Consider the following 21,373-nt stretch of genomic DNA (forward strand, 5'->3'; position numbering starts at 1 on the left):
GGATCCATGCCCCTGCCACCCCGTTCCAAGCCGCGCCGCCCTCAGGCGCGGCCTGCCGACCCGCGTCGCCAGACCAAGGCGCCGCCGGCCGAGCCACGCCTGATCCTGTTCAACAAGCCGTTCGACGTGCTGACCCAGTTCAGCGATGGTGAAGGGCGCGCGACCCTCAAGGACTTCATCGACATCCCGGGCGTCTACCCGGCCGGGCGCCTGGACCGCGACAGTGAAGGCCTGCTGCTGCTGACCAACCATGGCGGCCTGCAGGCGCGCATCGCCGACCCCAAGCACAAGCTGGCCAAGACTTACTGGGTACAAGTGGAAGGTGAGCCGAGCGACGAGCAGCTGCAACGCCTGCGCGATGGAGTGATGCTCAATGACGGCCCGACCTTGCCGGCCGAGGCCCGCCGCCTGGATGAACCTGAACTGTGGCCGCGCAACCCGCCGGTACGTTTTCGCAAGAGCGTGCCGACCCATTGGCTGGAGCTGGTGATTCGCGAAGGGCGCAACCGCCAGGTGCGGCGGATGACGGCGGCGGTGGGGTTACCGACCTTACGCCTGGTGCGGGTGCGGATTGGCGACTGGTCGCTGGACGGGCTGGACCAAGGCTGTTGGCGCGAAGTGCCAGCCAAACTAACTCGGTAGGAGCAGCCTTGTGCTGCGAAAGGGCCGGTATGTTCGACCTAGATCTTGGCGAGCGGCCAGGGGCCTCTTCGCAGCACAAGGCTGCGCCTACACCCCTTCCAGAAACGCCACCACCACGCTCTTGATGATAAAGGCCAGTACCCCAAGCCCCAGCACGAAGAACAGGATCAGGGTGCCGAACCGCCCGGCCTTGGACTTTTTCGCCAGGTCCCAGACGATAAAGCCCATGAAACCGATCAACACGGTGACGAGGATGATCATCATCCATTCTTCGAATACGGCGGGATCCATCAGTGTTCTCCAGGCAGGCTGAGCGCTCGATCATACGCCGGGCGATGAAGTATTCAACGCAGGTGGGTCAATGGAAGCTCGGTACTGGCCAGTACCTGGTTCAGCACGAAGCTCGAACGCACGCTGGTGACGCCTTCGATGCGGGTCAGGCTGCCGAGTAGCAATTTCTGATAGTGGTCCATGTCCGGTACCACCACCTTGAGCTGGTAGTCGGCGTCCATACCGGTGACCAGGCTGCATTCAAGCACCTGGGGCAAGTTGCGGATGGCGGCCTCGAAGGTCTCGAAGCGCTCTGGGGTGTGGCGGTCCATGCCGATCAGTACATAGGCGGTCAGGCTCAACCCCAGCTTCTTGCGATCGAGCAGGGCAACCTGGCGCGAGATGTAGCCGTCGTCCTCAAGTTGTTTGACCCGACGCGAGCACGGCGAAGGCGACAAGCCGATGCGTTCGGCCAGCTCCTGGTTGGAAATGCGCGCATCGCGCTGCAGTTCGGCGAGGATGCTCAGGTCGTAGCGGTCAAGTTTGCTCATGGAATATGCCTTTTCTGTTCAGATTGCGGTGAATTATCAATCTAAGGTGAAAAATTGCGCAAGTGCTATTTATCTGAGCAATCTTCGCAATCCTCTGTCGCCCTCTGCCCGGTATCTTTATCCACAGAATCACTGCCCGGACATCAGTCCACGGCGACACGCTCTAGGCGAGCGGTCGCGGCCCAGCCATCCAACAGGATCCGCCAGGCCCCCGGGCTACACACCGTCCAGAAGACGGCGTGAGGTGAGCCGGCGCCACAAGTGCCGAGCACGGACGACAATTCCCAAAGGGAGGCCCAACGGCCTCCCTTTTTTCATGTCCGCGATTTTAAGTTGCCGGTGTGGCCGGCGCGGTAGACTGGCGGCGGCTGCAGTCATTTTGATCGAGAGGGGCACCATGAAGTCGCGCATCTGGCAGTGGGCAGGTGTTGGTTTGGTTACGTTGAGCATCAGCCTTGGCGCTGTGGCGCAGGGGCCTGATGAGGGGCATGGCGGGGGCCATGGCGGCAACGGGCCACAGGACCCGAACGGCGGCGCAGCAGGCCGCTCCCCGCTCAACTCGCGCGACGAAGTACGCCAGACCCAGCCCCCGCGCCAGGGTTATTACCAGGACATCCCCCGGCACAATGGCGATAACCGCTATTGGCAAGCCGGTGGGCCGGGGCAGCGGCCGGGCGGTGACTGGCAGGGGCGCCCGGACGGCCATGGCAATGGCTGGGGGCCAGGGCCGCAGTATCGCCCAGGGCAGACCATCGACCGCTTCCCGGATCGCCACTGGAAGGTGCCTTACCGCGGGCACGACTACTTCTATTCGGGCGGCTATTGGTATCGACCGCACGGCGGCAGTTACATCGTCGTCGCACCGCCTTATGGTGCGCGGGTGGAGTACCTGCCGGCGTATGCCCGTGAGGTGTGGCTGGGTGGGGCGCTGTTCTTCCTGGTGGCCGATACCTATTACCAGTACCTGGCGGACAGCCGCGAGTATGTGGTGGTCAATCCGCCGATGGCTGCACCCGCGCCTGCGCCAATGGCTCCGGCAGGGGGTGGCTATGATGTGGTGGCTTATCCGATGTATGGCCAGGGGCAGGAACAGCAGGAACAGGACCGCTACCAGTGCCACCGTTGGGCGGTGAGCCAGTCAGGCTTTGACCCGGCGACGGCGGCCTATGCACCCCCTTTGAATGTGACCGATACCTACCGGCGTGCGCTGGGCGCCTGTTTCAGCGGGCGGGGTTACAGCATCAACTGAGCCTGAAGCGGCCTTTGTAGGAGCGGCCTTGCGTCGCGAAAGGGCCGCACCGCGGCCCCAGCGATTTCTGCTACGCCGCAAACCTGGGGCCGCTACGCGCCCCTTTCGCGACGCAAGGCCGCTCCTACACGGGGTCGGCGTGCACCATCACATCCGCCTGTGGATAACGCTGGCGAATCACCTCCGATGCCGCCACGCACAGACTGTGCGCTTCATGCAGCGCCAGCTCGCCCGGCAACTCCAGGTGCAACTGCACGAACCACTGGTTGCCCGAAACCCGTGTACGCACATCATGCACCCCCTTCACGTCAGGGATAGCCAGCACCAAGGCGGACATCGCCTCGCCCACATCGCCCGGCAGTTCCTTGTCCATCAGGATGGCGGTGCTCTCCCGCGCGATCTGCAGCGCGCTCCAGAGAATGTAGAAGGCAATGCCCAAGCCGAACAGGGCATCCAGTTGCGACCAGCCAAATTGAGTCAGCAGCAACGCCAGCAAGATGCTGCCGTTCAGCAGCAGGTCTGAGCGGTAGTGCAGGGAGTCAGCCCGAACCGCAGTGGAGCCGGTCAGGCGTATGACCTTGTGCTGCAACGCCAGCAAGGCAACGGTCAAGGCCAGTGAAAGCAGCATGACCGCGATGCCGACGCCCGTGTCACCCAAGGGTTGCGGGGTTTGCAGGCGTTCGACCGCCTGTACCCCGATCAGCACCGCGCTGACTGCGATGAACAGCGCCTGGGCCATACCCGCCAAGGCCTCGGCCTTGCCGTGGCCAAACCGATGGTCGTCATCGGCCGGGCGCAGGGCGTAATGCACTGCGAGCAAGTTGAGAAACGAGGCGACGGCGTCCAGTGCCGAATCGGTCAACCCGGCCAACAGGCTGACCGAGCCGCTCAGCCACCAGGCCAGCGCCTTGCTCACGACCAGGATGCTGGCCACCGCCAGTGACGCGCGGGTGGCCAGGCGCAGCAGGCGCTGGTGTTCAGCCGGGGTGATCATGCCGGGGCGATGTCCTTGTCTGGGTCAGGCAGCCGGTACCAGCTGGTAGGCGGCCAGTTGCTCGACGCTGCCACGGTGCTGGATCAGCCGTGGGTCGTTCAGCGGCAGGCGCTGGCCCAGTTCGCTTTCAAGAATGGCCTGCAGCTTGAGGTTGTCGACCTTACCGTCCGGGCTTACCGCTTCGCGCAGTTTCTCTGGGGCGACCTGGGCTGTGCGGCCACCTGGGTAGTAGATGGCGCCGGTGGCAAAATCGATGCCGAAGGCGATCAGCCCGGGGATCACGTAGAAGAGAATGCCAATGGCATCCATGGCGGCGACCACGGGGTCGATCTTGCCGTCGATCTGGCCGCGGCGGTCTGGGTAGAACAGCGTGCCGCAGGCCGTCAGCTGGGTCAGCAAGGTGACGATGAGGGCGCCGCCGATGACACGGGATGGGATACGCATGTAAATCTCCGAAAAGGTATTCAGCAGGGCAAGCGAAGCGCCAGCACCTGATGCTAAGACCATGATAGAGCAGGCTGGGTTCGCCGTTATACTCGCCCGACTGTTCGAGGACCACCATGATTTCATTACCGATCGATACTGTTTTGCCCGCCTTGCGCCAGGCCCTGGAAAACCGCGACGAAGCCGTGCTCGAAGCACCGCCCGGCGCCGGCAAGACCACCCGTGTGCCCTTGGCATTGCTGGACGCGCCGTGGCTGGCCGGGCAAACCATCGTGATGCTCGAACCACGCCGCTTGGCCGCCCGCGCGGCGGCCGAAAGGCTGGCCAGCGAGCTGGGTGAAAAGGTCGGGGAGACCGTGGGCTACCGCATTCGCCTGGACAGTAAGGTCGGGCCGAAGACCCGTATCGAGGTGGTCACCGAGGGTATCCTCACACGCCGCTTGCAGGCAGACCCTGCGCTGGATGGCGTGGGGCTGTTGATCTTCGACGAGTTCCACGAACGCAGCCTGGACGCCGACCTGGCCCTGGCCTTGAGCCTCAATGGGCGTGAACTGCTACGTGACGAACCGCCCCTGAAAATCTTGCTGATGTCGGCGACGCTGGAGGGCGAGCGGCTGTCGCGGCTGCTCGACGATGCGCCGGTGGTCAGCAGCGAAGGCCGCATGTACCCGGTGGATATCCGCTGGGGTCGGCCGTTCCAGCCGGGCGAGTTCATCGAGCCGCGGGTCGTCGATTGCGTGCTCCATGCGCTGGCGGACCAGACCGGCAGCGTGCTGGTGTTCCTGCCCGGCCAGGCCGAAATCCGCCGCGTTCATCAGAGCTTTCAGGACATGCTGGGCGAACGTTCCGACATCCTGCTTTGCCCATTGCACGGCGAGCTCGACCTCAATGCCCAGCGTGCGGCGATCGACCCAGCCCCTGCCGGCAAGCGCAAAGTGGTGCTTGCCACCAACATCGCCGAAACCAGCCTGACCATCGACGGCGTGCGCGTGGTGGTTGATGCCGGCTTGGCACGGGTGCCGCGCTTCGACCCCGGCAGCGGCATGACGCGGCTCGACACCCAGCGTATCTCCCGCGCCAGCGCCACCCAGCGCGCCGGCCGGGCTGGCCGCCTGGAGCCGGGGGTGTGCTACCGGCTGTGGTCCGAGGCCCAGCATGACCAGTTGGCGGCGCATGGCAGCGCAGAAATCCTCCAGGCCGACCTCGCCGGCCTAGCCTTGCAACTGGCCCGATGGGGCGTCACGCCTGATCAACTGCGCTGGCTGGACCAGCCGCCCGCGGCGGCGTTCTCCCAGGCCCAGGACCTGTTGGCACGGCTCAGTGCCTTCAAGGCGGGCAGCCGCGACAACCTCAGCGAGCACGGCCAGGCCATGGCCGAACTGCCGGCCCACCCACGTATCGCCCATTTGCTGCTGCGCGGGCAGGGTCTGGGCTTGGCGGCCATGGCCTGTGATGTCGCGGCCTTGTTGGGTGAGCGTGATATCCAGCGCGGGGGTGGCGCCGACCTGCACAGCCGGCTGGCGCTGATCAGCGGTGAAAGCAAAACAGCGCGAGGCGGGCAGGGCGGCGTGCAGCGTGCGCGGCAGCTAGCCCGCCAGTACCGTGGGCTGCTGCGTGGCAAGGCGGGCGCTGGGGTTGCCGACCCTGATCATCCACGCTGGTTGGGTGCACTGTTGGCGCTGGCCTACCCAGACCGGGTTGCCCAGCAGCGCCGCGAGGGCGGTGCCGAGTATCGCCTGGCCAATGGCCGCGCGGCCCTGTTCGCCGAGGTCGATGCCTTGATGAAATGCCCCTGGCTGGTGATTGCCGACCTGGGCAGCCGCCAAGGCCAGCGGGAAGAACGCATTTACCTGGCGGCCGAGTTCGACCCCGCACTGCTGGACGACGTGCTCGCCGAGCAGGTCGAGCGTATTGATATCCTCGACTGGGACGACCGCGAGCAGGTGCTGCGCGCCGAGCGCCAGACCAAGGTCGGCGAACTGGTGCTCAGCCGCGAGCCGTTGCCTGGCCTGGACGACGACGCCCGCGCCAGAGCCCTGCTCGGCCTGGTACGGCGTAAAGGCTTGAACCTGCTGACCTGGACACCCGAGTTGCGCCAGTGGCAGGCGCGGGTGGCGTTGTTACGTCAGCTGGACCTGGACAAGACCGGGCAAAGTGAATGGCCAGATTTAAGCGACGAAGCCCTGCTGGCGAACCTGGAAGGCTGGCTGCAACCCTACCTGGGCAAAGTGTCCCGTTTGAGCCATTTTGCCGCGTTGGACCTGTCGTCGATGCTGCGCAACCTGTTGCCATGGCCCTTGCCGCAGCGCCTCGACGAATGGGCGCCGGCGCACTTGGCCGTGCCGTCCGGCTCGCACATACGGCTGGACTACAGTGAAAACCCGCCCATCCTCGCCGTGCGCCTGCAGGAGCTGTTTGGCCTGGCAGACACGCCACGCATCGCCCAAGGGCGACAGCAGGTCAAGTTGCACCTGCTATCGCCAGCACGCCGGCCCGTTCAAGTGACCCAAGATCTGGCCAACTTCTGGCGCACGACCTATGCCGAGGTGAAGAAGGACCTCAAGGGCCGGTATCCCAAGCACTATTGGCCGGATGACCCGCTGGTGGCCGAGGCCACGGCGCGGGCCAAACCGCGGGGTACCTGAGCTACTGCCTCAACCGATCTGCTTGAGCAGGAAAGGGGCGACCACGCCCTGATCTACGTTGAGAAATGCAATCCCGTCCCCGTTGTAATGCTGATCATTGTGCATGGCGCCAACCCGATGGCCCCTGTGGTCACGTAGATAGCAAACGAGGCCTTCCTCGGTCATGTGCAAGGGTTCGATTTTCCAGAAGTCGGTCACCTCGGCGTTCCAGTAGAAGCCGAGGTAGCCGTTGCGGCTAACGCCCAGTTTCTTGGTGCGCGGATACCATGGAATGCAGAGGTGATAATGCAGTCGATCCTCGGTCTGGGAGTCGAAATGGAAGTCCACAGTTGGCGAATCTTCTCGTCCTCCAACTTGCAGCCAGTCCTCTTCGGGTGTGCCCCAGGTGGGATTGTCGCTGTTGCGGCTCAACCGCAGCGGAATGTTACGGCCGCCCGACCGCATGTACAATTTGCCGCGGAACGACTTGGCGTGGCTCGACTGGATGTCTTCGTCCTTGGTGCTTTCTCGTGTTCAATTGAGGAAGCACGCACGTTAGGCAGGCATGGCAGGCAGGGGCAGCGTGAACCTTTTCACGGCACTGCTCTCAGCTGCTGGCTGGAGACTCTAGCAGCATGAACAGGCGGTACAGCATTACGGTGCTGAACAGCTGCAAAAAGCCGCTGAGGCTGTCCATGGCCAGTTCCATGCCGGGGGACGGTACCGGGAAGGCCATCAGCAGAAACCCGGCGATCAGCCAGATCGGCGCCAGCACCGCCAGCACGCAGATCATGATGCGCAGGAAGTTGCTGGTGGTCACCCGCGCACTTTCGCGCATCGCCTGCACTACCGGCAGGCCCCGCAGTACCAGCAGGTATTCGGCGAACACCAGGTTGATCGTGACCTACGCGCCCGGGAAGATGAACAACGCCAGGCCCGCTATGATCGGCAGGACCAGTTGCGGCCACAGTTGCATCCACGCCGTGCGCCTGCAGGAGCTGTTTGGCCTGGCAGGCACGCCACGCATCGCCCAAGGGCGACAGCAGGTCAAGCTGCACCTGCCCGCTAGTGGCCGAGGCGACAGCTCCAGTGAAGCCCAAAAATCCTGATGTGGGGATGAGGATGTCGCGGGGGGGCGTAGCGGATCTGTCTTCGCAGTGATTGAGCCGTCATCCACGAATCAATGTTCGTACGAATATCTTGTTTCGGATGTGACAATTAAGATCTAACAGGGAAGCACATGTGTTGGTGAGTTATTAAACTTGATTAATAATTTTTTGAATTCCACCTTTCCGTTTTTTTAATCACGTGGTTGGCCATTTCGACACAGCCCCCCCGGACCATGAACTCATAGTGGACATCGCTGTCGTTATCCATACTTCAGTCCTTCATCTATGTTCTAAATTTATCCGGCGCTTCCCCATGGCTCTTGTGGCTTATTTGTGCTCGGTATTCAGGAGGTAGGCTTTTGGTCTGTTACGCTATTTTATTTTAGTTGGGGTCGAAAATGCCAAATGATACTTTATGTTTCATGGGTTGCGGCAGTGGCCATTAGATATCACTCTAGGTGACCAGCTACTAATTTTGGTAGTTGTGAAGCATGCTGATTGGTGGTAGTCGTATCGCAGGGCTTGGAGGAATCAGATTAAGAGCACTTTCGGACTTTTGCACCTATACTGCGAGTCTGCTGGTTCTGAAGCGTAAGACATATATTTTTACAATAAGATTAAAAGAGCAGCGCGAATTTCCGAGGTGCGTATGACATGTGAGTGTGTGAAATGGTGTGCTCAGATCGATGCTGCGTTTCATAAAGTTCAAGGGCTAAATGATATTGGGCGTATCCTTGTGTTAGAAGCGGCTGGAAGTCTCTTCCAGCAGGCCATTCTATTCATAAAGTCACCGGTACCGTTTACGCGTCCCAGTTTCTACATAATGACAGGGGAAGGTCAGCCAGCGCTCCATCAAGGTGGCGCCGGACGATTTTCTGTGCTTGAGCGGGTGGCGAGTAGAAGCGTTGCTTCAGCTAATGTAATGATATGGTCTCAAGCCTTAGACCCTGACGATAGCTTGCGTTGGGGGTGCCCGGAAAGCGAGCTAGAAGCGCACGGTATCACTTACGCGGCCATGGGTGCTGATAGTACATTGTACTCCATCTCTTACACGCGGAATGGATCGGCGGTGACAGAGGGCGAGAAGGGGGCAGCCGCATGGAAGCTTAGATATTTAAATGACTTGGTCCGGCGATATTGCGTGGCTCTAAATCTCTTTGAGTGTGGTACGTCTGGGTTGACGGAACGAGAGATTGAAATACTCCGGTGGACGGCAGATGGGAAGTGCACAAATGATGTAGCTGTAATCTTGGGGATATCTGGCAATACCGTCAATTATCACTTGAAACAGATATCAAAAAAGATGAATTGTAATACAAAGCTACAGGCGGCTACTTATGCGGCAGCTATCAATGTCATATAGGGCTAAGTGCGATTACTAAGTTCGGTTCCTCTATTGGGCGACTTATGCTGGAGGTAGTCGTCCTACTACCAGTATCAGTAGTTGCAGAATCTTGTGTCGTGGCCTAGCCCCAAGTCTGTCATCCGGGGGAATTAGCCTTGCTTGCAAAGTTCAGCAACAGCGAAGCTGTCTGGAACAGGTGTAGGATAATTCCCTGCTCACGATGCCTTGAAGTTCCGGGTTACAAATTCGGGAATTGTAATTAAGCCTTCACCGCCCGTTATCATCCCACGGCTCGTAGCGCCAACCCGTTGGTTGCCAGATCAACTGGTGCGTCAATTCCAAGGCGTGCAGAAAATCAGGGTCGTGAGCACTCACGATAAGCGCGCCCTTGAATTGTCCGAGTAACTGCTCGACTGCTTCCAAGGCCGCGATGTCGAGATGATTGTTCACTTCGTCGAGCAGCAATAGTTGCGTCTGTTCGGGGCCGCCTGCCAGCCAGGCAAGCGCTGCGCGCAGGCGTTCGCCACCACTGAGCCGGTCGAATGGTGTAGCCATCTGCCGAGCGTCGAGCCCGGCGTTGGCGAAGACCTGGCGAAAGCGGCCCTCCTCGATAGTGCCCAGTTTATTACGCAGAACCTGCTCGATACTATGCTCGGGGTCGAAGGTTTGAGCGTGCTGGTCGATCAGGTGAGTGCGTAATACACGCCGGGCGATGCCGCTGGCGGGTACCTGCTGTCCGGCGATTACCTTCAACAGGGTTGATTTTCCGCAGCCGTTCGGCCCGATCACTGCGACTCGCATCGGGCCGTGCAAGGTGAGGTCGATGAAGCGGCTCTCGGGGGGACCGTAGGGGAGCTCGCAGTGTTCGAGGGTGACCACCTGGGTTGCATTGGCAACCAAGCCGGTCGGTGCAGGCAGTTGGCTTGGGCGTACCGGCTCGACGTTCGCATTGGCTTGGTCGACTCGCTCGCGTGCAATCTGGCTTAGGCGCGCCTGTTGGATGCGCTGATGGCCACTGTGCTGTTCGGCGCGCTCTGCCTGCGCATTGGCGACGATGGCTGGGGTACCGGTGGCACGCGCCACCTTGCGGCCATGACTGGCACTTTGCACCTCGCGCTGGCGGGCCATGGCGATCTGCTGTTCGACGCTGTCGCGTGCCGCGCGTGCCCTGACCAGGGCAGCCTGGGCGTTGTCCTGCTCGGCTTGGCGCTGCTCGCGATAGCTGATGTAGCCGCCGCTGTATTGAACCAGAGCGTCGCTGCGAAGCTCGAGGATACGATCGGCATGTTCCAGCAGCGCCCGGTCGTGGGAGATGACAATGCGGGTTTCCTTGCCCTGGCGCAGTTCTTTGCTCAACTGCTCGCGTGCCTGGCGATCCAGATGGTTGGTGGGTTCGTCGAGTATCAATACCCGTGCGCCGCCAAGGCGCAGACCGGCGAGCATCAGGCGTACAGTCTCGCCTCCGCTCAAGGCCTCGCTTGCGCGATCGAGTGGAAGGTGGGCCAGGCCCAGGCGCGTCAGGCATGCGTGGATATCGCCCGGCAGGTTCCAGCGGTCGTCGATCAGGTCGAACAGCGCCGGGTCGTAGGCGCCCGCCTCGACCTCGGCCAGGGCCTGCAAAGCGCTATGTACCCCCAGCAGATCGGCAACGGTGCCGCTGATTGGCCCGAGCCATTGCGGCAAATAACCGACACTGCCAGCACATTGGACGCTGCCTTCGCTCGCGGCCAAGCGACCCGCCATGATCTGCGCCAATATCGATTTGCCGCTGCCGTTGGGCCCGACGATACCGGTGAACTGCCTGGAGAACGTTGCGTTAAGTCCCGAGAACAGCGGCCTGCCGTCTGGTAGGCGCAAGGTCAGGTCCTTGATGATCAAGGTGGCGTCGTCGCTACTCATCTCGATCTCTTCCCGAACCCAGGATTACCCAGCTCAGGAGGAGCGCACCCACGCTCAACGAGTCCAGCAGCAGGTTGCCCCAGCTGCCATCGGCTACAGGCACCAGCACAGTGTCGCCCGCTGCAAGGGCGCTGCCTGCGATCTGGTCCGCATCGATCGGGATGCAGCCGTCGGGGGCATCGCAGTGTTGGCCATTGGCTATTGCAAGCCACGTTCTACCGGTCGAGCCACGACCGCAAGATTCGGCGGACCATACGATTTTCGCGGTGTGGCAAGTCGAGCGCTCGGCGGATTGCATGGCATTGCCTTCTGGCAGCGGGCGGGAACAGGAATGCTAGGGCAGTGGCCAGATGCAAGAAACTACAAAAATTGGTAGGTGATCCATCGCGGCGTTACTTCGTAAACGCGACGCCTACCCGCTTGAGTAGCAGGGCCAACCGTGATACGCACGGCATCTCTGTTGCACGAGGCCGTGGCCGGGTCAGGCAGATCGAGTCGCTGAAGCTGGGGGGACGCTGTGTTGCCTGAGCGATGCCAGTGCCCAGGCATTGGTGCGGTGTAACCTGTCGGCAGTCGAACGCTGTGCCCTTTCCGACAGGGAAGTGGAAATCCTCCGAAGGACTGCAGACGGCAAATGGAGACGGAAAAGGTTCTGCCTGTCGCTTAGGTGCGAACCCGCGTGAGGCGGAAAATGGATTCTTTACCCTCAAGCACTCTCAGGTAAGAAAAGTTAGGTGCGGTCACGTTGGGATTGTGGTGGAGCCTAACCGAATGGCCTTGATGGTCGCGCCAACGGCATATCAAGCTGTCGTCGCTCCAATGCAGCGGTTCAAGCTTGAAGGGGTCGGACACGCTGGCGTATTGGTACAGCCCCAGATAACCATTGCGGCTGATCCCCATCGTTTTGTCGTGGTCCGCTCCACTGCCGGTGATCATGAAGTGCAGGCGATTCGACGTTTTCGAGTGAAGCAGAAAACGAAAGACGCTGGCAGGCTGCTGATGGCCAGCAATCACCCAATCACTTTGGCCGCTTATCACATTCTGATCGGCGTCTTTGAACAGGCTGAGGTAGACGGATTTGAAGGTCTGTTGCGCAACGTTTTCGAGCGGGGTTGCCGAGTCGAGTACCTGGAACGTGCCGAGGAAAATCTCGGCCTGTTCTGCCCAGTGGGTGTTAGCCGTGGTAGTGGACATGGAGGCTCCGTATTGGAAGGTCGGGAGCCACCACGGTCACTGATGTTCGACAATGCTGGCAGCCTGCAGGTTTTCCACGGTGCCCGCTTTGTGCGAGGTGCCTGGCATCAGGCGCCGGCATCAGCCTCCAGCAGCGTGAACAGGCGGTACAGCACCACGGTGCTGAACAGCTGCAAGAAGCCGCTGAGGCTGTCCATGGCCAGTTCCATGCCGGGGGACGGCTCTGGGAAGGCCATCAGCAGCAGCCCGTCGATCAGCCAGATTGGCGCCAGCACCGCCAGCACGCAAATCATGATGCGCAGGAAGTTGCCGGTGGTCATCCGCGCACTTTCGCGCATCGACTGCACCACCGGCAGGCCCCGCAGTACCAGCAGGTACTCGGCGAACACCAGGTTGATCATGATCCACACGCCCGGGAAGATGAACAACGCCAGGCCGGCCATGATCAGCAGGGAGCTGATGAGAATCAGCAGGGCCAGCTGCGGCCACAGTTGCACGGCCCGGGCAAACAGGTCGCGTTTGGCGATCTCCTGGCCATTGCTGCGGGTGTCGAGGTAAAGGATCAGCGCCGCGCTGTACAGCGGGTACAACAGCAAGCTGACCAGCATACCGTAGGCCGGCGACGCCTGGTCGCCCATTTGCCGGTACAGCAGCTGGGTGAGCAAGGCTTCGAGCACCACCAGCGGCAGGCACAGCGGGAGGATGTTCGGCAGGTGGCGGCGGAAGAAGTACAGGGAGTCGCGCAGAACGCTCAGCGGATTCATCGGTCAACATCGCATGGCAGTAAAAGCAGGGGTGTACTTTAGCCCAAAGCAGGCGTGTAGCTGTCACTTGCTGAAAAAAGTTTCACCGCCGAGGTGATTGAATCCAGTGCCTGAACGCCCCATCTTTGACGCTGTCCGTTGTCCCGCTTACCCATGAGGTAGCTTCATGAACACTGAAGAACAAACCCTGATCGATAGCCTGTTCGGCCGCATCAAGCAAGCGGAAGACCCGAGCCAGCCGCGTGACGCGCAGGCCCAGGCGTGCATCGAGGCACATGTGCGCCAGCAGCCGGCAGCGCCTTACTACATGGCCCAGGCGATCCTCGTGCAAGAAGCCGCGATCAAGCGCCTTGACGAGCAGAACAAGCAACTGGAGGCGGAGCTCCAGCAAGCTCGCGCACAGGTAGAAGCCAGCCGCGCCGGTAGCAGCACCCCGAGCAACGGTGGCGGTGGTTTTCTGTCGAGCATCTTTGGTTCGGGTGGGCGTAACACGCCACCGGCCGTGCAACCGCAGCGCCCCTCGGCGCCCGTTGCTGGCGGGGGTGGCTGGCGTGAACCGTCGGCGCCGGGCTTCAGCCCGCAGCAACCGCAGCAACAGCAGCAAGCTGGCTTTGGCGCAGCGCCAGCGCGAGGTGGCGCCAGCAGCTTCCTCGGCGGTGCGATGCAGACCGCTGCCGGCGTGGCCGGCGGGGTGTTGCTGGCCCAAGGGATCAGCAGCCTGTTCAACCACAACTCGCAGCCAGAGGAAGTGGTGGAAGTGATCAAGGAAGAGCCGACACCGGCCAGCGACAGCGGCGGCTGGAACGACCAGGGCGGGCAGCAGCAGGTGGCCGACAACGGCGGTTGGGGCAATGACCAGGGCGGTTACGCTGATACCGATTACGGCGGTGGTGACGGCGGGTTCTTCTCCGACGACGATTCCTACGTCTGACGGGTCTGGCATACTGCTGGCATTTGGGGCTGCACGGCAGCCCCGGATTCCATCAGACCATGAGGTTCCCGTGAAAAAGATCGCGTTGTTCGCCGACGTGCAGAACCTCTACTACACCGTGCGCCAGGCGCATGGCTGCCATTTCAATTACGCCGCGTTGTGGGCCGAGGTCAGCCGTGAAGGGCAGATCGTCGAAGCCGTGGCCTATGCCATCGACCGCGGTGACAGCAAGCAACAGCAGTTCCAGCAGATCTTGCGTAACCTCGGGTTCGAGGTACGCCTTAAACCGTACATCCAGCGCAGCGACGGCTCGGCCAAAGGTGACTGGGATGTGGGCATCACCCTGGATGTGATCGACGCCGCCAGCCGCGTGGACCAGGTGGTGTTGGCCTCCGGTGATGGCGACTTCGATTTGTTGCTGGAGCGGGTTATCCAGCGCCATGGTGCCGAAGCGGTGGTGTATGGCGTGCCTGGGCTTACGGCGATGTCACTGATCCGTGCGGCTAGCCGTTATGTGCCTATTGAGGGGCGGTTGTTGTTGCGGCATTGAGCAGATTGGGGCGCGCGAGATGTTTGTTGATGGCGTCAGGGCGAAGAGGGGCATGGCGTTAGGTTTTTAGCGCCTGGGAGATCGAGCGCCGCCCGCGCGGCGCTTCGCAGCACAAGGCTGCTCCCACATCTGTTTCGGGCCAGTCAGGCCTGTGGTATCTGCGCGCGACCGCCTTGTTTGCCCGACTCGATATCGCGCCATGCCCAGAGGGCCCGAGCGCCAATGCCCCAGGAATAACTCGCCCGAAACAGATGTGGGAGCAGCCTTGTGCTGCGAAGCGCCGCGCGGGCGGCGCTCGATCTCAAACACCCCAAAAACCTCAAGCCAACCACCCAGGCCTACCCACAACCTCAACGCCCCCCCACCAAGTGTGTCGCTCATTTATTCCGGTTTTGTAACTTAAGTTTACCCAGTGACCTTTCTAAACTAAGTCACCCGTAAACGGATTTCGAGTACTTAGCCATGCCTGCCTCCCGCCGCTTCCCACTCCTGCTCATCGGTGCCTTCATGGCCCTGTACCTGGTCTGGGGGTCCACCTACCTGTTCATTCGCATCGGCGTCGAATCGTGGCCACCGATGCTCATGGCAGGCGTGCGCTTTCTGATCGCCGGGGGCCTGTTGTATGGCTTTCTGCGCTGGCGCGGTGTGCCGGCGCCGACGTGGCCGCAATGGCGGGCCGCAGGGGCAATCGGCTTTCTGTTGCTCAGCTGTGGTAACGGCGGCGTGACCGTGGCCGAACACGCCGGTGTGGCGTCCGGCGTGGCGGCCTTGGCGGTAGCGACGGTGCCGCTGTTCACCCTGGTCTTCGGCCTGCTGTTCGGCCACCGCAACTCGCGGCTCGAATGGGCGGGGATCGGCCTCGGGCTGGCCGGTATCGCACTGCTCAACCTCGGCTCCAACCTGCAGGCAAGCCCGATTGGCGCGGCACTGATTCTGTTCGCGGCGGCCTCGTGGGCATTTGGTTCGGTATGGAGCAAAAGCTTGCCGCTGCCGCAGGGGCCGATGGCCAGTGCCGCCGAAATGCTGGTGGGCGGTGCCGTGTTGCTGCTGGGCAGTGTGCTGTCGGGCGAGCGCATGACCCAGATGCCCACCGCTGCCGGTTGGGGCGCGCTGGCCTACCTGGTGTTCTTCGGCTCGATCCTGGCGTTCAGTGCCTACATGTACCTGCTCAAGCATGTGCGCCCGGCGGCTGCTACCAGCTATGCCTACGTCAACCCGGCGGTGGCGGTGCTGTTGGGGATCGTCTTCGCCGGCGAACAGATCGGCGCCGAAGAATGCGTGGCCATGGCGGTGATCATTGGCGCAGTGGTGCTGATCGGCCTGCCTCAGTGGCGCAAGGCACCAGCGCCTGCGCAACCGTTGAAGGGCGAAATCTGCAAGTAGGCGGGGGTGTTGCGGTAAACTTGCCGCCTTCGCTGAACCCCCTGACGGTATTGCCATGAATTTCGCCAAACTCGGCCTGATCGAACCCTTGCTGCGTACCCTGCAGCAGCTGGACTACACCACCCCGACCCCGGTCCAGGCCCAGGCCATCCCCGCCGTGCTGGCCGGCCGCGACCTGATGGCTGCGGCCCAGACCGGCACCGGCAAGACCGCAGGCTTTGCCCTGCCGGTGCTGCAGCGCCTGGCGCTGGAAGGTGAGAAGGTTGCCAGCAACTCGATCCGCGCGCTGGTGCTGGTACCGACCCGCGAGCTGGCCGAGCAGGTGCACAACAATGTGCGCGAGTATGCCGAGAACCTGCCGCTGAGCACCTATGCGGTGTACGGTGGGGTGAGCATCAACCCGCAGATGATGCGCCTGCGCCGTGGCGTCGACCTGCTGGTGGCCACCCCGGGCCGCTTGCTCGACCTGTTCCGGCAGAACGCGGTGAAGTTCAACCAGGTGCAGACCCTGGTGCTCGACGAAGCCGACCGCATGCTCGACCTGGGCTTTGCCGAAGAGCTGCAGTCGGTGTACGCCGCGCTGCCGCGCAAGCGCCAGACCTTGCTGTTTTCCGCGACCTTCTCGGACCAGATCCGGGTCCTCGCCGGCCTGGCCCTGAACGACCCGCTTAGCATTGAAGTGAGCCCACGCAATGCCGCCGCCAACACGGTCAAACAGTGGCTGGTGCCTGTGGACAAAAAGCGCAAGGCCGACCTGTTCTGCCATTTGCTGCGCAAGCAGCGCTGGAGCCAGGTGCTGGTGTTTGCCAAGACCCGCAACGGTGTCGACCAGTTGGTGGAGCGCTTGTTGAGCGAGGGTATCAACGCCGACGGCATCCATGGCGATCGCCCACAGGCCACGCGCCAACGTGCGCTGGATACCTTCAAGGCCCGTGAGATCCAGGTGTTGGTGGCGACCGATGTTGCTGCGCGCGGGCTGGATATCGACGACCTGCCGCTGGTGGTCAACCTCGACCTGCCGATCGTCGCCGAAGACTATGTGCACCGCATTGGCCGCACTGGCCGCGCCGGCAACAAAGGGGAGGCGATTTCGCTGGTGTGTGCCGACGAAGTGCAGATGCTGGCGTCGATCGAGACATTGATCCGCCAGACCTTGCCGCGGCATGAAGAGCCGGACTTTATCCCAGAGCACCGCGTGCCGATGACCGATGCCAGTGGCCAGGTGATCAAGAAACCGAAAAAGCCTAAAAAGCCGAAAGAGAACAGCGCGAAGCGTGGTTTGGGGCGCTGGATGGACAGTGCCGAGGCGGCGAGCCCGGCGCCGTCTGTGAAAGCGGTGCGTAAGGTGCCGAGCTTCAATGGTGGGCCGCGTAAGCGTAAGCCTTGAGATTTTGGGGCCGCGTTGCGGCCCTTTCGCGACACAAGGCCGCTCCTACAGGAGATCGCGTTGCCTTTGTAGGAGCGGCCTTGCGTCGCGAAAGGACCGCAAAGCGGTCCCGGCGATCTATCAGGCCGCCCCCGCCGCCACCCATTGCGCCGCCGCCCGCCCGGCGCGCAGCCCGCTGGCAAAACACGCCGTCAGCAAATACCCCCCGGTCGGCGCCTCCCAGTCCAGCATCTCGCCGGCACAGAACACCCCCGGCAATGCCTTGACCATCAACCCCTCGCTCAGCCCCTCGAAACGCACACCGCCAGCACTGCTGATGGCCTCATCCAGCGGCCGGGTACGCACCACGGTGATCGGCAACGCCTTGATGGCCCGCGCCAGCGCCTGTGGATCGGCGAACGTGGCCTGATCGGTCAGCTCCCGTAACAATGCCGCCTTGACCCCATCGATGCCCAACTGGCTGTGCAGGTGCTTGGCCATGGAGCGCGAGCCGCGTGGCTTGGCCAATGCCTGGGCGATGTTATCCACAGCCTTGCCCGGCAGCAGGTCGAGCAGCAGCACACCCCGGCCGTCACGCTTGATGGCCTCACGCACCGGCGCCGACCAGGCATACACCAGGCTGCCTTCGACACCTTGCGCAGTGAGGATGAACTCACCTTTGCGCGGCAGGCTGCCGGGCACGCTCAGGGCAATATTCTTCAGCGGTGCGCCGGCAAACTTGTCTTTGAGCAAGGTGCTCCAGCCCTCAACCTCAAACCCACAGTTGCTCGGCTGCAAGGGTGAGATATCCACAGCCCGCTCAGCCAGCAGCGGCTGCCACGCACCGTCCGAACCCAGGCGCGCCCAGCTACCCCCACCCAGCGCCAGCACCACAGCGGCCGCGTGCACCTGGCGTTCACCCTGTGGATAAGCGATCCGCAGGCTGCCATCGTCATGCCAACCCAGCCAGCGATGGCGGGTGTGGATAACTACACCGCTGTCGCGCAGGCGCTTGAGCCAGGCGCGCAGCAAGGGCGCGGCCTTCATGTCGCGCGGGAAGACCCGGCCCGAGGTACCGACGAAGGTTTCGATGCCCAGGCCATGAATCCACTGGCGCAGCGCGTCGGCATCGAAGCCGCGCAGCAGGCCGTCAATCTCGCCTTGGCGTTCGGCATAGCGCGCGACAAAGGCTGGGTAAGGCTCGGAATGGGTGATGTTCATGCCGCCGACACCTGCCAGCAGGAACTTGCGGCCGACCGAGGGCATGGCATCGAACACCTCGACCGCCAAGCCCGCCTGGGCCAGCGCTTCGGCAGCCATCAGGCCGGCGGGGCCGCCACCGATGACGGCGACAAGGGGAGGGGTGCAGTGGTGTAGATCGGGCATGGGGGCGGCAGGCTGTGGAAAAGAGCGCGCATTCTAGCGCAGGCCGGTAGGTGGAAGCACTGATCAAAAAATGATCAATACTCTGCAGGTGGCGTAGCTAAAGGGCTGCAGCCGCTTTCCAGCAGCTTATCCACAGGCGGTTCCACAGTCATTGTGAACAACCTATGACCCGCGCCGCACTGTGGTGCAGGATGCCGTGGCGCCGTGCCAGAGCTACGCGGTCCTTGCTGTAGCCGCCACCGATCACGCCCACCACCGGGATGTCGCGGCCCAGGCACTGGCGCATCACCAACTCGTCGCGTGCCGCCAGGCCCTCATCGGTCAACTGCAGGTAGCCCAGGGCATCGTCCTTGTGCACATCGACGCCGGCGTCGTACAGCACCAGGTCTGGCTGGTAGAGCGGCAACAGGTAGTTGAGGGCGTCATCCACCACCTTGAGGTAGGCCGCGTCGCCCATGCCGCGGGGCAGGGGGATGTCCCAGTCGCTCTGGGCCTTGCGGGCCGGGAAGTTCTGTTCACAGTGCAGGGACACGGTAATTGCATCGGGGGTGTCATGCAGAATTCGCGCGGTGCCGTCGCCCTGGTGCACGTCGCAGTCGAAGATCAGCACCCGGTGCACCCGCCCAGCTTCCAGCAGATAGCGGCTGATCACGGCCAGGTCGTTGAAGATGCAAAAGCCTGCAGGGTGGTCGTAATGGGCGTGGTGGGTGCCGCCGGCCAAGTGGCAGGCGAGGCCATGCTGCAGGGCCAGCTCGGCGCTCAGCAGCGAACCGCCCACGGCGCGCACGGTGCGCCGGGCCAGCGCCTCGCTCCAGGGCAGGCCGAGGCGACGCTGGTCCTCGCGGGACAGGTCGCCGCTCATGTAGCGTTCGATGTAGCTTCGGTCGTGGGCCAGGGCAAGGATGTCGTTGGGGCAGATTTGCGGGCGCAACAGGTCCTGGTCACGGGTCAGGCCGCTGTCGACCAGGTGGTCGCGCAGCAAGCGAAACTTGTCCATCGGGAAGCGGTGCTCGGCGGGGAACTCCGGGCTGTAGTCATCGTGGTAGATCAGCGGCAACGGCATGGTCGGTTCGCAATCGGGGCCAGTGCTGATCTTGCCAGTTGTGGGGCGCCGCGCAACCGACTTGTGGCATTAGCGTGTCATTTGCCGGTGCTGGCCAGTACCCGCTGCCAATCCGGCTCGTTCAAGCGCCCGAGAATCCGCGCCTTGCCGTTGCCGTCGACCGACACGAACAGCGCACTGGCATAGCCGCTTTCCCGTTCCCCACCGACTACACGCTGCTGGCGCTGGAAGTGGTCGATGCAACCATTGTGGGTCACCAACACCAGATTGTGACCAGGGCGTTTGCGCGCCAGGGCTTCATCGGCGAACTGGTTGTCGCAGCTCTCCAGCCAGGCAGCGCTCGGCACGGCCTGGCCCAGAATGAAGTGCGCGGTCTGGCGAGTCCGCACTTTAGGGCTGCTCAGCACATCGGCATTGCTTAAACCCAGCGTGTGCAAACCCTGGCCGACGCGGGTGGCCGCCTGGGTGCCGGCCACGGTGATGCCGGTGGGGTCGTCCAGGCAGGGCCCGGGTGCGCTGTCGCAGCGTTCGGCATGGCGGATCATCACGATCACTGCGCCTTCGGCCCAATCCTGCAGCAGGCCGCTGTCACTCAACTGTTGCTCGTTGCCAAGGTCCACGATGTGCGTCCTCGTTGCCAGCCAGGTGGTCAACGCCGCCACGACCATGCACAGGCCCAAAGCGGCACCGAGGGCCTTGCGTGACAAACGTCGCTTGCGCCGGGCGTGGATGGCAGGGTGGCCCAGGGTATTGCTCGATAGCATGCGTGACTCCGATGGCATGGCCGCGCCGGGTGTGGTCGTGGCTGGCGACATTCTGGTGAGCGGCCTGTCGGGTAGCGGTGAAGGCGTTGTGAAAATTGCATTCAGGTGCTGCCGCTTGAGTGAAACCGTCGCCCGCGCCTACGCTGTAAACTGCAAGACAGCAAAACCGGAGCACGCCCGATGACCCCGATTCTTCACCTGGAAAGCGCACGGCTGGTGCTGCGGCAATGGCACGACGACGACCTGCGCGAGTTCGCCGCGCTGTGCGCCGACCCGCACGTGATGCAGTATTTTCCGGCACCCCTGACGCGCCTGGAGGCGGCTGCGCTGATTGGTCGAATCCGTGGCCATTTCAATGAGCATGGGTTTGGCCTGTGGGCGCTGGAGCGCAAAGACAGCGGCGCCTTCATCGGCATGACCGGGCTGCTGAACGTCAGCTTCGATGCCGATTTTGCGCCCGCGGTAGAAATCGGCTGGCGCCTGGCGCGTCGCCACTGGGGCTTGGGGTTTGCCAGTGAAGCGGCCTGGACCTGCCTGCGTTGTGCCTTCGCCCAATTGCGCCTGGACGAGGTGGTGTCGTTCACTAGTGAGAGCAACTTGCCCTCGCAGAAAGTGATGCAGGCCATCGGCATGCAGCAGGACCCGAGCGGCAGTTTCGAACACCCGCGCCTGCCTGCCGGCCACAAGTTGCGCCCGCATGTGCTGTACCGCATCGACCGCGCACGCTGGGAGCAGACCCAGCGCGGCTGAATGGATGGGCATGCGCGGTGCGAATGACAAACCCTGTATCATTCGCCTTCATGAAAGCGCTGTAGAGCCGTGTTGCCTTGCTAGGAGAACCCCCG

General features: G+C 62.6%; 21 protein-coding genes and 1 pseudogene. 10 read left to right on the top strand and 12 right to left on the bottom strand.

The annotated features are described in order from the left end of the window. The first annotated feature begins 6 nt into the window (after positions 1 to 6). Positions 7 to 642 (top strand): pseudouridine synthase, encoded by a 636-nt coding sequence (locus tag OO306_RS18320; protein WP_265969539.1) that lies wholly within the window; start codon positions 7 to 9, stop codon positions 640 to 642. Between the two features lie 87 nt (positions 643 to 729). Here OO306_RS18320 and OO306_RS18325 read toward each other — a convergent pair whose 3' ends face one another. Together OO306_RS18325 and OO306_RS18330 are read right to left on the bottom strand one after the other, a co-directional pair. Continuing rightward, positions 730 to 933, bottom strand: a complete 204-nt coding sequence (locus tag OO306_RS18325) for a DUF2788 domain-containing protein (protein WP_027592638.1) — start codon at positions 931 to 933, stop codon at positions 730 to 732. A 53-nt stretch (positions 934 to 986) separates the two neighbouring features. Further along, a complete protein-coding gene (locus OO306_RS18330) occupies positions 987 to 1,463 on the bottom strand; it encodes an Lrp/AsnC family transcriptional regulator (protein ID WP_003249795.1) in 477 nt (158 codons plus the stop codon). 397 nt (positions 1,464 to 1,860) lie between these two features. Here OO306_RS18330 and OO306_RS18335 point away from each other — a divergent pair, with 397 nt between their 5' ends. Further along, a complete protein-coding gene (locus OO306_RS18335; RefSeq protein WP_265969540.1) occupies positions 1,861 to 2,712 on the top strand; it encodes a DUF6515 family protein in 852 nt (283 codons plus the stop codon). Between the two features lie 124 nt (positions 2,713 to 2,836). On the opposite strand, the gene OO306_RS18340 is transcribed toward OO306_RS18335, so the two are convergent. After that, a complete protein-coding gene (locus OO306_RS18340; RefSeq protein WP_265969541.1) occupies positions 2,837 to 3,706 on the bottom strand; it encodes a cation diffusion facilitator family transporter in 870 nt (289 codons plus the stop codon). A 24-nt stretch (positions 3,707 to 3,730) separates the two neighbouring features. Then, positions 3,731 to 4,150 carry a hypothetical protein gene (locus OO306_RS18345; protein ID WP_027592641.1) on the bottom strand — a complete coding sequence of 140 codons (420 nt, stop codon included), beginning with the start codon at positions 4,148 to 4,150 and terminating at the stop codon, positions 3,731 to 3,733. A 116-nt stretch (positions 4,151 to 4,266) separates the two neighbouring features. On the opposite strand from OO306_RS18345, the gene hrpB reads away from it, so the two are divergent. Next, a complete protein-coding gene (hrpB, locus tag OO306_RS18350; RefSeq protein WP_265969542.1) occupies positions 4,267 to 6,795 on the top strand; it encodes an ATP-dependent helicase HrpB in 2,529 nt (842 codons plus the stop codon). 9 nt (positions 6,796 to 6,804) lie between these two features. Here the strand turns inward: hrpB and OO306_RS18355 are convergent, their stop codons facing one another. Together OO306_RS18355 and OO306_RS18360 are read right to left on the bottom strand one after the other, a co-directional pair. Beyond that, a complete protein-coding gene (locus OO306_RS18355) occupies positions 6,805 to 7,239 on the bottom strand; it encodes a hypothetical protein (protein WP_265969543.1) in 435 nt (144 codons plus the stop codon). A 142-nt stretch (positions 7,240 to 7,381) separates the two neighbouring features. Continuing rightward, positions 7,382 to 7,750: pseudogene (locus tag OO306_RS18360) on the bottom strand (hypothetical protein); the annotation flags it as partial. Here OO306_RS18360 and OO306_RS18365 point away from each other — a divergent pair. Then, a complete protein-coding gene (locus OO306_RS18365; protein WP_265969554.1) occupies positions 7,674 to 7,883 on the top strand; it encodes an ATP-dependent helicase C-terminal domain-containing protein in 210 nt (69 codons plus the stop codon). The pseudogene OO306_RS18360 and the gene OO306_RS18365 sit on opposite strands and share 77 nt — an antisense overlap. Positions 7,884 to 8,898: 1,015 nt before the next feature. After that, positions 8,899 to 9,246: a LuxR C-terminal-related transcriptional regulator gene (locus tag OO306_RS28425; protein WP_369124838.1), complete on the top strand. Its 348-nt coding sequence runs from the start codon at positions 8,899 to 8,901 to the stop codon at positions 9,244 to 9,246. A gap of 249 nt (positions 9,247 to 9,495) precedes the next feature. Here OO306_RS28425 and OO306_RS18370 read toward each other — a convergent pair whose 3' ends face one another. The 3 genes from OO306_RS18370 to OO306_RS18380 all read right to left on the bottom strand — a co-directional run bounded on the left by OO306_RS18370 (position 9,496) and on the right by OO306_RS18380 (position 13,085). Further along, entirely contained in the window at positions 9,496 to 11,127 is a 1,632-nt protein-coding gene (locus OO306_RS18370) for an ATP-binding cassette domain-containing protein (protein ID WP_265969544.1), read from the bottom strand. A 663-nt stretch (positions 11,128 to 11,790) separates the two neighbouring features. Next, positions 11,791 to 12,321: a hypothetical protein gene (locus tag OO306_RS18375; protein ID WP_265969545.1), complete on the bottom strand. Its 531-nt coding sequence runs from the start codon at positions 12,319 to 12,321 to the stop codon at positions 11,791 to 11,793. Positions 12,322 to 12,428: 107 nt separating this feature from the next. Then, on the bottom strand, positions 12,429 to 13,085 hold the full coding sequence (locus tag OO306_RS18380) for a YciC family protein (protein WP_027595084.1): 657 nt from the start codon (positions 13,083 to 13,085) through the stop codon (positions 12,429 to 12,431). Positions 13,086 to 13,251: 166 nt separating this feature from the next. Between OO306_RS18380 and OO306_RS18385 the strand changes: the two genes are divergently transcribed. From OO306_RS18385 to OO306_RS18400, 4 genes are all read left to right on the top strand, one after another. Beyond that, the gene (locus OO306_RS18385; protein ID WP_265969546.1) at positions 13,252 to 14,016 is read left to right on the top strand and encodes a DUF2076 domain-containing protein; all 765 of its coding nucleotides are present in this window, start codon (positions 13,252 to 13,254) and stop codon (positions 14,014 to 14,016) included. Between the two features lie 70 nt (positions 14,017 to 14,086). Further along, entirely contained in the window at positions 14,087 to 14,566 is a 480-nt protein-coding gene (locus tag OO306_RS18390) for an NYN domain-containing protein (protein WP_027595082.1), read from the top strand. A gap of 462 nt (positions 14,567 to 15,028) precedes the next feature. Further along, the gene (yedA, locus tag OO306_RS18395; RefSeq protein ID WP_085272357.1) at positions 15,029 to 15,949 is read left to right on the top strand and encodes a drug/metabolite exporter YedA; all 921 of its coding nucleotides are present in this window, start codon (positions 15,029 to 15,031) and stop codon (positions 15,947 to 15,949) included. 55 nt (positions 15,950 to 16,004) lie between these two features. After that, positions 16,005 to 17,336: a DEAD/DEAH box helicase gene (locus OO306_RS18400; protein WP_085272358.1), complete on the top strand. Its 1,332-nt coding sequence runs from the start codon at positions 16,005 to 16,007 to the stop codon at positions 17,334 to 17,336. A gap of 120 nt (positions 17,337 to 17,456) precedes the next feature. On the opposite strand, the gene OO306_RS18405 is transcribed toward OO306_RS18400, so the two are convergent. The 3 genes from OO306_RS18405 to OO306_RS18415 all read right to left on the bottom strand — a co-directional run bounded on the left by OO306_RS18405 (position 17,457) and on the right by OO306_RS18415 (position 20,528). Continuing rightward, entirely contained in the window at positions 17,457 to 18,701 is a 1,245-nt protein-coding gene (locus OO306_RS18405) for a TIGR03862 family flavoprotein (protein WP_265969547.1), read from the bottom strand. A 148-nt stretch (positions 18,702 to 18,849) separates the two neighbouring features. Beyond that, complete coding sequence (locus tag OO306_RS18410; RefSeq protein WP_265969548.1) at positions 18,850 to 19,764, bottom strand: histone deacetylase; 915 nt, start codon at positions 19,762 to 19,764, stop codon at positions 18,850 to 18,852. Between the two features lie 77 nt (positions 19,765 to 19,841). After that, the gene (locus tag OO306_RS18415; RefSeq protein WP_027595077.1) at positions 19,842 to 20,528 is read right to left on the bottom strand and encodes a histidine phosphatase family protein; all 687 of its coding nucleotides are present in this window, start codon (positions 20,526 to 20,528) and stop codon (positions 19,842 to 19,844) included. 180 nt (positions 20,529 to 20,708) lie between these two features. Between OO306_RS18415 and OO306_RS18420 the strand changes: the two genes are divergently transcribed. Further along, on the top strand, positions 20,709 to 21,278 hold the full coding sequence (locus tag OO306_RS18420; RefSeq protein ID WP_027595075.1) for a GNAT family N-acetyltransferase: 570 nt from the start codon (positions 20,709 to 20,711) through the stop codon (positions 21,276 to 21,278). Positions 21,279 to 21,373: the final 95 nt, after the last annotated feature.

The sequence above is a fragment of the Pseudomonas sp. DCB_AW genome, from assembly GCF_026240895.1.
Taxonomy (GTDB): domain Bacteria; phylum Pseudomonadota; class Gammaproteobacteria; order Pseudomonadales; family Pseudomonadaceae; genus Aquipseudomonas; species Aquipseudomonas kermanshahensis.

Excerpts from the sequence above, each read along its gene's own strand:
- OO306_RS18415 (WP_027595077.1), bottom strand. The coding sequence starts at position 20,528 with ATGCTATCGAGCAATACCCTGGGCCACCCTGCCATCCACGCCCGGCGC.
- OO306_RS18335 (WP_265969540.1), top strand. The coding sequence starts at position 1,861 with ATGAAGTCGCGCATCTGGCAGTGGGCAGGTGTTGGTTTGGTTACGTTG.
- yedA (WP_085272357.1), top strand. The coding sequence starts at position 15,029 with ATGCCTGCCTCCCGCCGCTTCCCACTCCTGCTCATCGGTGCCTTCATG.
- hrpB (WP_265969542.1), top strand. The coding sequence starts at position 4,267 with ATGATTTCATTACCGATCGATACTGTTTTGCCCGCCTTGCGCCAGGCC.
- OO306_RS18340 (WP_265969541.1), bottom strand. The coding sequence starts at position 3,706 with ATGATCACCCCGGCTGAACACCAGCGCCTGCTGCGCCTGGCCACCCGC.
- OO306_RS18345 (WP_027592641.1), bottom strand. The coding sequence starts at position 4,150 with ATGCGTATCCCATCCCGTGTCATCGGCGGCGCCCTCATCGTCACCTTG.
- OO306_RS18410 (WP_265969548.1), bottom strand. The coding sequence starts at position 19,764 with ATGCCGTTGCCGCTGATCTACCACGATGACTACAGCCCGGAGTTCCCC.
- OO306_RS28425 (WP_369124838.1), top strand. The coding sequence starts at position 8,899 with ATGGGTGCTGATAGTACATTGTACTCCATCTCTTACACGCGGAATGGA.
- OO306_RS18400 (WP_085272358.1), top strand. The coding sequence starts at position 16,005 with ATGAATTTCGCCAAACTCGGCCTGATCGAACCCTTGCTGCGTACCCTG.
- OO306_RS18325 (WP_027592638.1), bottom strand. The coding sequence starts at position 933 with ATGGATCCCGCCGTATTCGAAGAATGGATGATGATCATCCTCGTCACC.
- OO306_RS18385 (WP_265969546.1), top strand. The coding sequence starts at position 13,252 with ATGAACACTGAAGAACAAACCCTGATCGATAGCCTGTTCGGCCGCATC.
- OO306_RS18380 (WP_027595084.1), bottom strand. The coding sequence starts at position 13,085 with ATGAATCCGCTGAGCGTTCTGCGCGACTCCCTGTACTTCTTCCGCCGC.
- OO306_RS18355 (WP_265969543.1), bottom strand. The coding sequence starts at position 7,239 with ATGCGGTCGGGCGGCCGTAACATTCCGCTGCGGTTGAGCCGCAACAGC.
- OO306_RS18405 (WP_265969547.1), bottom strand. The coding sequence starts at position 18,701 with ATGCCCGATCTACACCACTGCACCCCTCCCCTTGTCGCCGTCATCGGT.
- OO306_RS18330 (WP_003249795.1), bottom strand. The coding sequence starts at position 1,463 with ATGAGCAAACTTGACCGCTACGACCTGAGCATCCTCGCCGAACTGCAG.
- OO306_RS18370 (WP_265969544.1), bottom strand. The coding sequence starts at position 11,127 with ATGAGTAGCGACGACGCCACCTTGATCATCAAGGACCTGACCTTGCGC.
- OO306_RS18320 (WP_265969539.1), top strand. The coding sequence starts at position 7 with ATGCCCCTGCCACCCCGTTCCAAGCCGCGCCGCCCTCAGGCGCGGCCT.
- OO306_RS18420 (WP_027595075.1), top strand. The coding sequence starts at position 20,709 with ATGACCCCGATTCTTCACCTGGAAAGCGCACGGCTGGTGCTGCGGCAA.
- OO306_RS18375 (WP_265969545.1), bottom strand. The coding sequence starts at position 12,321 with ATGTCCACTACCACGGCTAACACCCACTGGGCAGAACAGGCCGAGATT.